The organism is Streptomyces sp. NPDC104313 (assembly GCF_055583985.1).
This window is the reverse complement of record NZ_JBVJMW010000002.1, coordinates 465,832-478,348: the sequence shown is the minus strand read 5'-3', so window position 1 is coordinate 478,348 and position 12,517 is coordinate 465,832. Positions and strand designations below refer to the sequence as shown.

15 protein-coding genes are annotated in these 12,517 nt (G+C 70.4%); 6 read left to right on the top strand and 9 right to left on the bottom strand.

Features of this window, described 5'->3' with window-relative positions; all coding sequences use genetic code 11:
- Positions 1-14: 14 nt before the first annotated feature.
- A complete protein-coding gene (locus tag ACZ60Q_RS06050) occupies positions 15-218 on the top strand; it encodes a hypothetical protein (RefSeq protein WP_469629038.1) in 204 nt (67 codons plus the stop codon).
- Positions 219-438: 220 nt separating this feature from the next.
- Here ACZ60Q_RS06050 and ACZ60Q_RS06045 read toward each other — a convergent pair whose 3' ends face one another.
- The 4 genes from ACZ60Q_RS06045 to zapE all read right to left on the bottom strand — a co-directional run bounded on the left by ACZ60Q_RS06045 (position 439) and on the right by zapE (position 4,648).
- Positions 439-1,155, bottom strand: a complete 717-nt coding sequence (locus ACZ60Q_RS06045; protein ID WP_469629036.1) for a polysaccharide deacetylase family protein — start codon at positions 1,153-1,155, stop codon at positions 439-441.
- Between the two features lie 242 nt (positions 1,156-1,397).
- A complete protein-coding gene (locus ACZ60Q_RS06040; RefSeq protein ID WP_469629033.1) occupies positions 1,398-2,771 on the bottom strand; it encodes an alkaline phosphatase PhoX in 1,374 nt (457 codons plus the stop codon).
- 139 nt (positions 2,772-2,910) lie between these two features.
- The gene (locus ACZ60Q_RS06035; RefSeq protein WP_073803852.1) at positions 2,911-3,336 is read right to left on the bottom strand and encodes an OsmC family protein; all 426 of its coding nucleotides are present in this window, start codon (positions 3,334-3,336) and stop codon (positions 2,911-2,913) included.
- Positions 3,337-3,556: 220 nt separating this feature from the next.
- Entirely contained in the window at positions 3,557-4,648 is a 1,092-nt protein-coding gene (zapE, locus tag ACZ60Q_RS06030; protein WP_469629030.1) for a cell division protein ZapE, read from the bottom strand.
- 37 nt (positions 4,649-4,685) lie between these two features.
- Here zapE and ACZ60Q_RS06025 point away from each other — a divergent pair, with 37 nt between their 5' ends.
- The 4 genes from ACZ60Q_RS06025 (at position 4,686) to msrB (ending at position 8,042) form a co-directional block, all read left to right on the top strand.
- Entirely contained in the window at positions 4,686-5,504 is an 819-nt protein-coding gene (locus ACZ60Q_RS06025; RefSeq protein WP_469629027.1) for a pyrimidine reductase family protein, read from the top strand.
- 163 nt (positions 5,505-5,667) lie between these two features.
- Positions 5,668-6,120, top strand: a complete 453-nt coding sequence (locus tag ACZ60Q_RS06020) for an indole-3-glycerol phosphate synthase (protein WP_469629025.1) — start codon at positions 5,668-5,670, stop codon at positions 6,118-6,120.
- Positions 6,121-6,183: 63 nt separating this feature from the next.
- The gene (gene murC, locus ACZ60Q_RS06015) at positions 6,184-7,584 is read left to right on the top strand and encodes a UDP-N-acetylmuramate--L-alanine ligase (RefSeq protein WP_469629022.1); all 1,401 of its coding nucleotides are present in this window, start codon (positions 6,184-6,186) and stop codon (positions 7,582-7,584) included.
- 50 nt (positions 7,585-7,634) lie between these two features.
- A complete protein-coding gene (msrB, locus tag ACZ60Q_RS06010; RefSeq protein WP_469629019.1) occupies positions 7,635-8,042 on the top strand; it encodes a peptide-methionine (R)-S-oxide reductase MsrB in 408 nt (135 codons plus the stop codon).
- 101 nt (positions 8,043-8,143) lie between these two features.
- Here the strand turns inward: msrB and ACZ60Q_RS06005 are convergent, their stop codons facing one another.
- The 4 genes from ACZ60Q_RS06005 to ACZ60Q_RS05990 all read right to left on the bottom strand — a co-directional run bounded on the left by ACZ60Q_RS06005 (position 8,144) and on the right by ACZ60Q_RS05990 (position 11,157).
- The gene (locus ACZ60Q_RS06005; RefSeq protein WP_469629016.1) at positions 8,144-8,626 is read right to left on the bottom strand and encodes a hypothetical protein; all 483 of its coding nucleotides are present in this window, start codon (positions 8,624-8,626) and stop codon (positions 8,144-8,146) included.
- 245 nt (positions 8,627-8,871) lie between these two features.
- On the bottom strand, positions 8,872-9,921 hold the full coding sequence (locus tag ACZ60Q_RS06000) for an erythromycin esterase family protein (RefSeq protein ID WP_469629013.1): 1,050 nt from the start codon (positions 9,919-9,921) through the stop codon (positions 8,872-8,874).
- Positions 9,922-10,036: 115 nt separating this feature from the next.
- Positions 10,037-10,282, bottom strand: a complete 246-nt coding sequence (locus ACZ60Q_RS05995) for a DUF397 domain-containing protein (RefSeq protein WP_469629010.1) — start codon at positions 10,280-10,282, stop codon at positions 10,037-10,039.
- Entirely contained in the window at positions 10,279-11,157 is an 879-nt protein-coding gene (locus ACZ60Q_RS05990; protein WP_469629544.1) for a helix-turn-helix domain-containing protein, read from the bottom strand. Before ACZ60Q_RS05990 ends, ACZ60Q_RS05995 begins: the two co-directional genes overlap by 4 nt.
- Positions 11,158-11,311: 154 nt before the next feature.
- Here ACZ60Q_RS05990 and ACZ60Q_RS05985 point away from each other — a divergent pair, with 154 nt between their 5' ends.
- Positions 11,312-11,773 carry an ATP-binding protein gene (locus ACZ60Q_RS05985; RefSeq protein WP_469629008.1) on the top strand — a complete coding sequence of 154 codons (462 nt, stop codon included), beginning with the start codon at positions 11,312-11,314 and terminating at the stop codon, positions 11,771-11,773.
- Positions 11,774-11,962: 189 nt separating this feature from the next.
- Here ACZ60Q_RS05985 and ACZ60Q_RS05980 read toward each other — a convergent pair whose 3' ends face one another.
- On the bottom strand, positions 11,963-12,511 hold the full coding sequence (locus ACZ60Q_RS05980; protein ID WP_469629007.1) for a hypothetical protein: 549 nt from the start codon (positions 12,509-12,511) through the stop codon (positions 11,963-11,965).
- Positions 12,512-12,517: the final 6 nt, after the last annotated feature.

Here is a 12,517-nt window from a genome sequence, read left to right as displayed (position 1 = left end):
GTAGGCTCACGGGCATGGACACGGACAGGGGCGACACGTACGGCGAGACCCCGGGGCCGGTCGCACCGGCTCCGCCGGCCGGAGCGGCCGAAGGTCCCCCGTACGCCGAGTGCGTGCTGTGCCGCGAGCCGACCGAGTACCCGGAGTCCGCGAAGGGCGCCACGCTGTGCCCGGTCTGCGCCTGGCAGGAGGCGGGCCGCACGGCCTGCTCCGGCTAGCTCCGGCCAGGAGGACCCGTCCCGGGGCGGACCCCGGGTCGCGAGGTGCCGGTGCGCGGCGCCGGCCGCTCAGCGCACCCGGAAGACCGGTCCGCGCGGGGTGAACGGCAGCCCCGCGCCCTCCGGGACCAGATAGGCGTGCTCGCGGCGGACCCGCAGCACGTCGCACCAGCCATCGGTGATCACCAGGACCGGGGCGGCCGACTTGTTTCCGCGACGCTCAGGGCCGGTCCTCCATCAGCTCCGACACCTTCACGAAGCGGTAGCCGCGCTCGCGCAGTTCCGGCACGATCCTGCGTACGGCCGCCTCGGTGGCCGGGGCCGCGCTGCGGGTGCAGTGCATCACCACGAGGGAGCCCGGCCGCACCCCGTCCAGCACCTGCTCGGCCACCGCCTCCGCGTCCGTGGCGAAAGCGTCGCCGCTGACCACGTCCCACTGCACGGCCGTCACGTTCGCCGGGGCCAGCGCGCGCAGCGCCGTGTCGTCGTAACAGCCGCCGGGGAAGCGGAAGTACGGCACCACGTTCCGTACCCCCGCCTTCCGGAACGCCGAGAAGGCGCGTTCGACCTCGTGGGTCATCGCGGCCTTCCCCACCACCGGCAGGCCGTAACAGGGGGAGCTGAAGGCGTGGTGGCTGTAGGAGTGGTTGGCGACCTCGAACAGGGGGTCGGCTCCGAGGGCCTTCGCCTGTGCGGGGTACTCCTCGGCCCAGCGCCCGGTCATGAAGACGGTGGAGGGCACCTTCAGCCGGCGCAGCAGCGCGACCAGTTCCGGGTTGTCGAAGCGCTCGCCGGAGGCCGCCCGGGGGCCCTGATCGGCCGTCATGTCGGCGTCGAACGTCAGTGCCACGACCTTCTCCGCCGGGCGGCCGGCAGCGGCCTCGCCCGTAGGCCTCCGCTCGAAGACCGGGGTGCGGCCCGCGGGTCCTGGGGCCATCGTGGGCGGCTTCTCCGGCGCGGCGGAGGCCGGAGCGGAGGCCGCGGGGGTGGGCGGGGGAGCGGGTGCGGGGGCAGGACCCCCGCACCCGGTCAGAGCGGCGCCGGTCAGCGCCCCCGCGACTGTCAGAGCCGTCGTTCTTCGCACGTTCCGCGCAGCAGTGATCACTCACGGAAAATATCTGATAATTGGGTTATATCGGGCAGTGGCGCTCCGGTGTCCGGCGGAGTGCCACCGCTACCTCAGTGCCACGGCCCCGTCACCGCGAACGTCGTCCCCGGCGTGTAGCAGTTCACGTACATCGTCGAGGCGTCCGGAGAGAAGGCGACCCCGGCGAATTCGCCCCACTTCGGCACCTCGGGCGTCCCGATGTTCTGCCGCCCGCGCGCCATGGTGTACACCTCGCCGCGCCGGGTCACCCCGAGCACGTGCTGAGCGCCGCCGCCGTCCTCACAGACCATCAGCCCGCCGTCGGCCGCCAGGCAGATGTTGTCGGGGGACTCGCCGGGCAGCTGGATGTCGGTGTCCGGGCCGAAGATCACGACCAGGGTGAGCCGCCGCTTCTTCGGCTCGTAGCGCCAGACCTGGCCGTAGTGGTCGCCCGCCGAGCCCTCGTCGCTGCGGGCGTAGCTGGAGACGAAGTAGACGGACGAGCCGCCCCAGTAGCAGCCCTCCAGCTTCTGGGCGTGTGTGACCCCCTTCGGGCCGAAGTCCTGGAAGCGGATCGCGGTCTCCGCGGCCAGCGGGTCCGGTACGGGGACCCACTCGATCCGGTCGAAGCTCGTACCGGTCTCCTGGACGGAGGAGAGGTCGGGCAGGCCCGGCACCCGCATCGCCTCCAGCGTCCCGCCCGCCCGGAGCGAACCGGTGCCGCCGAGCGGCTTCTCGGGAAGGAAGCGGTAGAAGAGCCCGAACGGCTTGTCGAACGCGTCCTCCGTCTCGTACACGATCCCGGACTTCGGGTCGACGGCGACCGCCTCGTGCTGGAAACGGCCCATCGCGGTCAGCGGGACGGCCCCGGTGCGGCGTGGATCGGCGCCGTCCACCTCGAAGATGAAGCCGTGGTCCTTGGTGTACCCGTTGGTCCCGGCCTTGTCCTCGTTCTCCTCGCAGGTCAGCCAGGTCCGCCAAGGAGTGGGCCCGCCCGCGCAGTTCACCGCGGTACCGGCGATGGCGACGCGCTCGCCGAGGACGTTGTTCCTGCTGTCCAGCTCAAGGGCCGTACAGCCGCCCTTGGCCGCGGGGTCGTAGGTCAGCCCTTCGACGGTCGGTACGCCGATCTTGGACGTGGGCCGGTTCTCGTGGTTGCGGACGAGGTGGACGCGGCCGTGGCGGCCCGCGAAGGCGGCCATGCCGTCGTGCCGGCTCGGGACCTGGCCTTCGCCGGAGCGCAGCGGTTCACCCTCCCGGGACAGCACCCGGTAGCGGAATCCTTTCGGCAGGTCGAGCAGACCGTCGGGGTCGGGGACGAGCGGACCGTAGCCGTCGTGGCCGCGCGCGGCGGCCGTGCCCGCGAAGAGCTCGGAGAAGGCCCCGGTGAAGGCGATCGCGGCGGCTGCGCCGCTGCCTGCCAGAACCTGGCGTCGTGTCGCGGTGGAGTGGGGTGCGGATGACATGAGGTGACTTCCTGTTGGCGGACAGGTGAAGTGACCCGCACGTGTGTAGCACGCACAGGGGCGCGAGGGAACCATGCGTGCCCCCGCGCCCCGTGTTGCCGCTGTGCCGACCCCGATGGGAGCAGCCGTACGCGGAAGGTCAGGCGAGCGAGGCCGTCAGGGTGATCGTCGTGCCCGTCAGCGCCTGGCTGACCGGGCAGTTCGCCTTGGCGTCCTCGGCGGCCTTCACGAAGGCGTCCTCGTCGAGACCGGGCACCTCACCCACGACGGTGAGGTGGATGCCGGTGATGCCCGTACCGGGCTGGAAAGTCACCTCGGCCTTGGTCTCCAGCCGGGTCGACGGGGTGCCGGCCCCGGCGAGACCGTGGGAGAGGGCCATCGAGAAGCAGCTGGAGTGCGCGGCTGCGATGAGCTCCTCGGGGCTCGTCTTCCCGTTCGCCTGCTCCGAGCGGGCGGGCCAGGAGACGGGGTAGTCGCCGATGCCGGAGGAGTCGAAGGTGACGACCCCCTTGCCCTCGATCAGGTTGCCTTCCCAGTTCGTGTGCGCCTGACGCGTGGTAGCCATGCTGGATCCCTTCGAACGGTGTGTGCGGTGGTGCCGGATATGTGGTGGTGCGGATATGCGGTGGTGCGAGTCCGCGGTCGTACGCGTAGCCGGTTGTACGAGTCCGCGGTTGTACGCATACCAGGTTGTACGGGTACGCGGTTGTACGCGATAAGCGGTTGTACGGGATAGGCGGGGCGCGCCGTCGTACGTCGTGCCCCATCGCGTTACGCCCCCGAACCTACTGCGCCACCAGCCCCTTCGCGTCACGCGCCAGCGCCGTCAGCCGGGAGATCGCCCGGAAGTACTTCTTCCGGTAGCCGCCGTTCAGCATCTCCTCGCTGAACAACTGGTCGAACGGCAGCCCCGATGCGAGCACCGGGATCTCCCGGTCGTACAGCCGGTCGGCCAGCACCACCAGGCGCAGCGCGGTCGACTGGTCGGGGACGGGCGTCACTCCGGTGAGGCAGACCGCGCCGATGTCGTCGGTCAGCGCGCCGTACCGGCTCGGGTGGACCTTGGCCAGGTGGTCCAGCAGCCCGGGGAAGTCGTCGAGGGACGCGTTCGCGGTGGCGTACGCGGCCCGGGTGACCTGCTCGTCGTCGTACGGCGGCGGGGCCTCGGGCAGACCGCGGTGCCGGTAGTCCTCGCCGTCGATGCGCAGCGGGCGGAAGTGCGCGGACAGGCCCTGGATCTCGCGCAGGAAGTCGACGGCGGCGAACCGGCCCTCGCCCAGCTTGCCCGGCAGTGTGTTCGACGTCGCGGCGAGCGCCACCCCGGCCTCCACGAGCCGGCTGAGCAGCGAGGACACCAGCACGGTGTCGCCCGGGTCGTCGAGCTCGAACTCGTCGATGCACAGCAGCCGGTGCCCGCCGAGGGTCCGCACGGTCTGCTGGAAGCCCAGGGCGCCGACCAGGTTCGTCAGCTCCACGAACGTGCCGAACGCCTTCAGCGACGGCTCGGCGGGCGTGGCGTGCCAGAGGGAGGCCAGCAGGTGGGTCTTGCCGACGCCGTAGCCGCCGTCGAGATACACGCCGCGCGGCCCGGCCGGAGCGGGCGGCTTCCTGCTGAACCACCTGCGTCGCCCGGCGCCCGTGGCGTGCGCCCCGCCGAGCCCGGCGGCGAAGCCCGCCAGGACCGTGACCGCCTCGCTCTGGCTGGGCTGGTTCGGGTCGGGGACATACGTGTCGAAGCGCACCGAGTCGAAGCGCGGCGGAGGCACCATCTCGGCGACCAGACGGTCTGCGGGGACATGCGGCTCGAGGGCGCACAGGGACAGCGGGGCCGTTTCGGCAAGGGGGCTCTGCCCCGGAAACGCGGTGGATGACGACACAACTCTTCACCCTAAGGCCCGTGCCAGACTGCACCCCATGCGAAGCCTGTTCCCTGTGACGGACCTGACAAAGAGCGCCTCGGGAGCGGAGGACCCGTCCGGGCCGCTCACCGACCGCGAGTGGAGCCTCGACGAGCTGGCGGACGCCTACGCCTACCCCTCGGCTCCTCCGGCCGAAGGGGCCGGGAGGCCCTGGCTGCGCGCCAACATGGTCTCCACCCTCGACGGGGCCGCCCAGCACGACGGCCGCTCGCAGGGCATCTCCTGCGCCTGCGACATGCGGATCTTCGGCACCCTGCGGGGCCTGGCCGATGTGGTGATCGCCGGGGCCGAGACCGTACGCCTGGAGGGATACCGTCCGGCCCGCGCCCGGGAGGCGTTCGCCGGGCGGCGGGCGGCGGCCGGGCAGGGCCCCGCTCCCGCCGTCGCGGTGGTGACCGGCTCCCTGGACCTGGACTTCTCGCTGCCGCTGTTCACCCAGCCGCTCGTCCCGACCCTCGTGGTGACCGGGGCCGGGGCCCCCGCCGACCGGATCGCGGCGGCCCGGAAGGCGGGCGCCGAGGTGGTGATCGCGGGCGAGGGCACCCGGGTGGACCCGGCCCGTGTCGTGCGCGAGCTGGCCGACCGGGGGCTGCGGCGGCAGCTCACCGAGGGCGGGCCCCGGCTGCTCGGCCAGTTCGTGGCGGCCGGCGTGCTGGACGAGCTGTGCCTGACGATCTCCCCGATGCTCACAGCGGGTGACGCTCAGCGCATCGCCGGAGGGCCCGGGGTCGCCGTGCCGGAACGTTTTTTCCTGGTATCGCTGCTGGAAGAGGCCGGGTTCCTCTTCTCTCGGTACCGTCGGACCGACAGTTAACGGAATTTATCGTTCCGCTTAGCTCCGGCTGGGCACACTTACCCCTGCGGTCCCCGTGGAGGCACGGGGAAGGATGGTTTCAGCAAACGACCGCCGACGGCCGAGCCGGCCGTCGACGAGACGAAGAAGCGGAAGGGCGCCTGTCGTGTTCACAAGCGTTTTGATGATCGAGAAGCCGCTCACTCCCGAGGACGTGGAATTCGTCACCACCCTCCACGGCGAGGAGCGGATCTCGTTCGTCGTTCTGTTGCAGCCGCGCGGTGACCAGGCCGATGTCCTGCTGCGCGCGATCGATGACGTGGCGATGGGGGAGCTGAAGGAAGCGGTCCGCGAGGGCGAGGAGCCGGAGGGTGACGAGGCCCGCGAGACCGCGCAGATGGGCCTGGAGTACTCCCTGCGGGCCCTGCGCGACGCGGGCTCCGAAGCGGTCGGACAGGTGATCGAGGATCACCCCCTCGATAAGCTCAGGACCGTCGTCGAGGACGCGGGCGCCGACGAGGTGATCGTCCTGACGGCCCCGCACTACGTGGAGGAGTTCTTCCACCGCGACTGGGCCTCCCGCGCCCGGCACAAGGTCGGCGTCCCGGTGCTCAAGCTCTTCGCGCACAGCGAATAGGCTGACCCCGCGGCCTGGAGAAGCACCGGTCCGCAGCCCACGCACCCAACCGCAGGAGCACAGATGGCCCCCGGCATTCCCGCCGCCATGGAACGACCGCACTTCATCGGCATCGGCGGCGCCGGAATGTCGGGCATCGCGAAGATCCTCGCCCAGCGCGGAGCGAAGGTGGCGGGCAGCGACGCGAAGGAGTCCGCCACCGCCGAGTCCCTGCGGGCGCTGGGGGTGACCGTGCGCATCGGGCACGCGGCGGACCACCTGGCCGACGACGCGTCCTGCGTGGTCGTCTCCAGCGCCATCCGCGCCGACAACCCGGAGCTGCTCCGGGCGAACGAGCTGTCCATCCCCGTGGTGCACCGCTCGGACGCGCTCGCCTCCCTGATGAGCGGCCTGCGTGCCGTCGCCGTCGCCGGCACCCACGGCAAGACGACCACGACGTCGATGTTGGCCGTAGCCCTCTCCTCGCTGAGCCTGGCCCCCTCCTACGCCATCGGCGGCGACCTGGAGGGCCCCGGCACCAACGCCACGCACGGCGAAGGATCCATCTTCGTCGCGGAGGCGGACGAGAGCGACCGCAGCTTCCAGAAGTACGACCCCGAGGTCGCGATCGTCCTCAACGTCGAGCTGGACCACCACGCGAACTACGCCTCGATGGACGAGATCTACGACTCCTTCGAGACGTTCGTCGGCAAGGTCGTCCCCGGCGGCACCCTGGTCATCTCCGCCGACCAGCCCGGCGCCATCGAGCTGACCCGCCGGGTCCGCGACCTCTCCGAACTCAAGGTCGTCACCTACGGCTCCGCCGAGAACGCCGACGTACGCGTCCACAAGGTGACCCCGCGCGGCCTGACCAGCGAGGTCACGGTCCTGCTCAACGGCAGGTTTTTGACCTTCACCGTCTCGGTCCCCGGCAGCCACTACGCCCACAACGCGGTCGCCGCCCTCGCCGCAGGGGTCGCCCTCGGCATCCCCGCGCACAACCTGGCCTCGGCCCTCGGTTCGTACACCGGGGTCAAGCGCCGCCTCCAGCTCAAGGGCGAGGCGGCGGGCGTGCAGGTCATCGACTCGTACGCGCACCACCCCACCGAGATGACCGCCGACCTGGAGGCCATGCGCGGCGCGGCCACCGACGCCCGCATCCTGGTCGTCTTCCAGCCGCACCTGTTCTCCCGTACGCAGGAGCTGGGCACCGAGATGGGCCAGGCCCTCGCCCTGGCCGACGCCTCCGTGGTCCTGGACATCTACCCGGCCCGCGAGGACCCGGTCCCGGGCATCACCAGCGCCCTGATCATCGACGCGGCCAAGGCGGCCGGAGCCGAGGTCACCGCCGTCCACGACCAGGCGGAGGTCCCCGCCGCCGTCGCGGGAATGGCGAAGCCCGGCGATCTCGTTCTCACCATGGGAGCGGGCGATGTCACCGACCTCGGCCCGCACATCCTGGACCACCTGTCGAGCGGCCGGTAGCCGAGGGGCGACCGACCGGGCGACCACCTGTCGAGCTTGAGGAGCGAGTCGTGCCGTACGACGTCGAGAAGCCGGACGAGCAGTGGCGGGAAGAGCTGTCCCCCGCCGAGTACGCGGTGCTGCGCCAGGCCGGCACCGAACCCGCCTTCGTGGGTGAGTACACCGACACCAAGACGGCGGGCGTCTACTCCTGCCGGGCCTGCGACGCGGAGCTGTTCCGCTCCGACACCAAATTCGAGTCCCACTGCGGCTGGCCGTCCTTCTTCGACCCGAAGGACACGGGCGCGGTCGAGCTGGTCGAGGACCGCAGCCACGGCACGGTCCGCACCGAGGTGCGCTGCGCCCGCTGCGGTTCGCATCTGGGTCACGTCTTCGAGGGCGAGGGCTACCCCACCCCCACGGACCAGCGCTACTGCATCAACTCGATCTCGCTGACCCTGGCGCCGGACGAGAGCTGAGCCGCACGGCTCGCGAGTGCCCCCGTCCCCTCACCGCGTAGACCGGGAGGGGACGGGGGCACAGTGCTGTCATCCCGCCCGGTGGTACGCGGCCCCGACGATCACCCCTCGTCGTCGCCGTTCCCGCCCGCCTCGGCCGCTTCCGACCGCAGCAGCGGGTGGATGACGCCGGGGAAGACCCGGGCCCGGACGATCTCCTCGGCCGACCCGCCCTGGACGACGGTCTCGGCGACGCCCCAGGGACGCCCGGCCAGGTGGACGGTCAGGGTGTACGAGGCGGAGCAGCCGGTGCACTCGTAGCGGTCGGCCCAGGTCTCGACCTCGGTGGTGGAGCCCGGGTAGCGCTTCACGTGCCGGTGGCGGGCGTGGCAGTGGTCGCAGGTCTCGCCCGGCTCGCACGTCCCGCCGCACGGACACGGAACGTCGAAGGACTCGGCGGGCGCCCAGCGCTGCACGAGGACGGCCTCGCGGGTCGCGCCCATGTCCTTCATGGCCTTGAGGTTGCGGGCGGCGACGTTGTACGACTCGCCGGTGGCGGCCATCCGGTCGCGGATGACGTCCTTGCGTCCACGGTTGGTCGTCATGGTGCTCCTCCTGGGTTCACGCAGCCCGCCAGGAGGCCCATGAGTGGTCACGTACGTCTTTACGGTACCCGCCCGGCACTGGCGGCACGGACCGAGGGCTCGGAGAGCGCTGAGGTTCATGGCGCCGGTGCCGGGCGCGGGACCCGGCTCGGGCGGGGTGCGGACCACCCTGGACGACGTAGCCGGGGCGCGCGGCGGTACCGCCGCCGCCACCGGACCGTGTGAGGACGTGATCAGCTTCCTTGTCAGTGCCCGCGAGCGGGTGGAGCCTCCGACGGCTCGGGCTCGGGTGCGCCGGCCGTCGCTCCGGTCAGGGTCTGCGAGGGCGCCACCTCGCGCACATGTACCAGGGCGTCGAACCACTCCGTGAGCGAGCCGCCCGTCATGCAGTGCTCGGCGTCGTGTGCGGCGTCGTAGCCGGGGCCGACCATCCGGGTCCGGGCGGGAGCATCGCGCCAGGCGGCGACGGAAGGTGGGGCGGCGGCGCGCAGATCCACCAGGTAGGCGGCCCCAGGCGGTCCTGCCGCGTCCAGGGTGTGCTCGACCAGTGCGCGCACGGGCGGCGGCACGTCCAGGACGCCACCGCTTCCGTACGCCCGCACCTGTCCCCGGCCGAAGGTGAAGCCGATCGGCCGGTAGCCGGATCCGAATCTTGCCCGCAGCAGACTGCCCGCATTGCGCTGGCCTCGTGGCGTCGCCGGCGGGAAGTGCACGGCGCGACGGGGCCCGTTGGAAGCGTGGCTGGTCGTGGACCAGAAGAAGATGCGGTGACCGGTGGCGGTGTGCCAGGCGGCGAGGCGCTCGGCGAAGCCGCGCTCAAGAGCGTGCATGTTGTGCGGGTCGTCCGGGGGCGGCGGCAGAGTCCCCCAGGCGGCGACGGCGTCCGCGCCCATGTCGGCGCCGAGGATGCGCACCTCGTCGCCCGCGTGTGCGCGGTTGTACTCGCGGCACCACCGTACGAGGTGGAGGAACGGGGCGATGTTCCAGAACGGCTCGCTCTCGCGCAGCAGCGCGCGGGGATCGCCGTCTCCCGTGCGTACGAAGGTGTCCAGGGCTTCGCCCAGCTCCCGGCCACCGTCGAAGGCCAGCGTGCGAAAGCCCGCCCGGGTCACCAGGAAGCGAGCCATCCGGGCCTGTAGCACGGTCACCTCGTGGGCCGCACGACTGCCGTCCCCGCCGGCCACGACCAACGCGCCTTCGGTCAGGGCGAGCAACGGCTCAAGGTCGTCGAGCGGTGCATCGGCTTCGGTGGTCAGGGGGTGGGCGGTGAGGTCGATCCAGTCCGTCGGAGTCATGCCCTCAGGTTGCTTCCTCAAGGCCACTTGAGGTCAAGGCCCTCCAGGGCTCCGTGCCGACCGCTGGTCCCGTCCGATCGCGCGGAGCAGTGCGACGGACGGGATGTGGGTCCGCTCAGCCCTGGGCGGCGTACGCGAGGAAGGGGGTCCAGGCGGCCGGGGCGAGGGCGATTTGGGGGCTCTCGTCGAGCTTGGAGTCGCGGATGTGGACGGTGGAGGGGCAGGTGGCGACCTCGATGCAGGAGTCACCTTCGGCGCTGCTGTAGCTCGACTTGTGCCACTCCAGGGCGACCTCCACGCAGGAGTCGCCGTCGCCGCCGCTGTAGCTGCTCTTGAACCAGGCCAGGTCTGTGGTGCTCATCTCGCTCCTCGCATCCGCCGCATCAGGCCCTGGGAGTCGTCCAATGAGAGAGCCTGTGAACGCATACTGGCACACCGCATCTGGATCACGCTGACCACTTTGGGGTCGGAGATGAACTGCCCGTACATCTGCCCCTCCAAGTATCCGAGCCACTGGTGATCCGGCGTTTCCAGCAACTGCATGGGCCCGTCGATAGCCGCGTGGTGATGCCGTACCAGCGGCATGATCTGGATGCTGACATTGCGCAGCTCGGACAGGTCGAGGATGTGGTCGATCAGCTCCCTGGTGACCTCGTCGCCGCCCAAGTCCCGGAGGAACAGATGCTCTTCGAGGATGAAGGTGAACGCAGTGTTGGGCCTGTTCCGCAAAAGCTGCTGGCGCTCCAGCCGAGCCGCGAGCCGCGCTTCGATCTGCTCGTCGTCGAGCGGCGGCAACCGGTCGGCGAACAGCGTTCGCGTGTACGCCGGCGTCTGCAACAGCCCCGGAATCAAACGGCACTCGTACGTGTACAGGCTCAGTGCCGTCAGCTCCAACTGCGCCCACTGCCGAAACCAGCTCGCCAGCCCCTTCCGCCGCGTCAGATGTTTCGCCGCAGCCAGAATCACCCCGAACGCGTCGAGCACGTTGTCCGCGCGCTCCGCGAAGTCCGGCGGCGGGAGCCGACGGCCCTGCTCGATGGAGGCGACGGTCTCGGGTGAGTACCCGACGAGTGGGGCGAACTGCTCCTGCGTCAGCCGTGCCCGCTTGCGGAAGGTCTTGACCACCTCTCCGAACATCTTGAGGATGTACTGCGGTTCGGGCTCGGTGCTGCGGGTACCGCCGTTGCCGAAAGTCCCGTACGTGATGCTGTCGATGCCGTCCGTGTCGTGTGTCATGTACGGCCACCTCCCCGTGTGCTTGTCCTGGTTCGCCAACCCGTCCATGCTCACGGAACGTGACCCGTACCGTCTACCCTTCGCACCCGTACGCTGACTCAGCGTACGGGTGGCTGACCTGGTGGAGAGGGGTCGTGGCCCGGAATCTGGGGGCATGGAAGCACCTGCGAAGACCCAACCTCCCGTAACCGTACGTGTGTTCCACCGTCAATTCAGCGCTGATCCACGCGGTGCCCGGCTCGCCCGCCGCGTCGGCCTCCACAAGCTGCACACCTGGGGCATCCCGTACCTCAGTGACGCCTCGGAGTCGGCGGCCCTGATCATCGGCGAGCTGACGGCCAACGCGGCGACCCACGGCCGCGTCCCCGGCCGCAACTTCGAACTGCGCCTGTCGTACCTGCCCGGCGACCCGGAAGCGCCCGGCCTCCTGCGGATCGAGGTGTCCGACACCCGGGGCGAGTGCCGGTCGCCCGGCCCCGGTGAGATCGCCGCGCCGGAGGACAGCTCCGACAGTGGGCGCGGGCTGCTGATCGTGGAGGCTCTGGCCGACCGCTGGGCGGTCCTCGACCGCGACCCGGGCAAGACGGTCCGGGCGGAGCTGGACCTGCTGTACTGACCGCCGTGCCGTTCGGCGTCGGATGCGAACGGTCATCCGGATGGTGCCGGTCGTGCCCGATCCGCCCCCCATGGCACCGGCCACGGCTCCTGCGGTTTCGCGGTCGGTCAGGGCGGGAGGTGGAAAGCCTGCGCAGCGGCCTCGATGCTGGCCAGGCGTCAATGACGGTCGGTGAAAGGCCCCGTCATGTCATGTGCACTTGAGTTCCTTCTGGGCGAAGGCGGTGAACTGCTTGAGGAGGCCGGGGAGGGTCTTGCGTTCGTTCTGGCCGGCGGCACCGCTCAGTTCGATGCTGAGGCGAACGAAATTTCCGGATGACCGGCCTGATTCTTTGGCGGGCCGACAGGAGATGTGGGTAGTCGCTCCGGTATTCCAGACGATGCCGCTCTCGCCGATGGGAATCGAGTCCGGATCGGCTGACTCGTACGTATTCCGTTCGGTGAACGTTTCATCGTTCTCCGTTTTCGCCCAAGCGTGAAATCCATTGTTCCCATCGACATACAGGAAGCAGCTCACAAACCGCTTGCGCTCCGAGAAGCGGAAGGGGTCGGCATCTTCCTTCACGGTCTCGCCAAGGGGGAGCAGCGGCTGTACGTCCTCCGAGGAGAACGCGTTCCAGCAGAAATTCGCGGGAAGTTCCGGAGCGGTCTTCTTCTCACCCTGAGAACATCCGACCGCAGCGGCCATCAGGGCTGTCGAGAGGGCGAGGAATTTGGTGACTCTTCTGCTTCGATGCATGACTGA

Excerpts from the sequence above, each read along its gene's own strand:
- ACZ60Q_RS06035 (WP_073803852.1), bottom strand. The coding sequence starts at position 3,336 with ATGGCTACCACGCGTCAGGCGCACACGAACTGGGAAGGCAACCTGATC.
- ACZ60Q_RS06005 (WP_469629016.1), bottom strand. The coding sequence starts at position 8,626 with ATGACGACCAACCGTGGACGCAAGGACGTCATCCGCGACCGGATGGCC.
- ACZ60Q_RS06040 (WP_469629033.1), bottom strand. The coding sequence starts at position 2,771 with ATGTCATCCGCACCCCACTCCACCGCGACACGACGCCAGGTTCTGGCA.
- murC (WP_469629022.1), top strand. The coding sequence starts at position 6,184 with ATGGCCCCCGGCATTCCCGCCGCCATGGAACGACCGCACTTCATCGGC.
- ACZ60Q_RS05980 (WP_469629007.1), bottom strand. The coding sequence starts at position 12,511 with ATGCATCGAAGCAGAAGAGTCACCAAATTCCTCGCCCTCTCGACAGCC.
- ACZ60Q_RS05995 (WP_469629010.1), bottom strand. The coding sequence starts at position 10,282 with ATGAGCACCACAGACCTGGCCTGGTTCAAGAGCAGCTACAGCGGCGGC.
- ACZ60Q_RS06020 (WP_469629025.1), top strand. The coding sequence starts at position 5,668 with ATGATCGAGAAGCCGCTCACTCCCGAGGACGTGGAATTCGTCACCACC.
- ACZ60Q_RS06050 (WP_469629038.1), top strand. The coding sequence starts at position 15 with ATGGACACGGACAGGGGCGACACGTACGGCGAGACCCCGGGGCCGGTC.
- ACZ60Q_RS05990 (WP_469629544.1), bottom strand. The coding sequence starts at position 11,157 with ATGACACACGACACGGACGGCATCGACAGCATCACGTACGGGACTTTC.
- ACZ60Q_RS06025 (WP_469629027.1), top strand. The coding sequence starts at position 4,686 with ATGCGAAGCCTGTTCCCTGTGACGGACCTGACAAAGAGCGCCTCGGGA.
- ACZ60Q_RS06000 (WP_469629013.1), bottom strand. The coding sequence starts at position 9,921 with ATGACTCCGACGGACTGGATCGACCTCACCGCCCACCCCCTGACCACC.
- ACZ60Q_RS05985 (WP_469629008.1), top strand. The coding sequence starts at position 11,312 with ATGGAAGCACCTGCGAAGACCCAACCTCCCGTAACCGTACGTGTGTTC.
- ACZ60Q_RS06045 (WP_469629036.1), bottom strand. The coding sequence starts at position 1,155 with ATGGCCCCAGGACCCGCGGGCCGCACCCCGGTCTTCGAGCGGAGGCCT.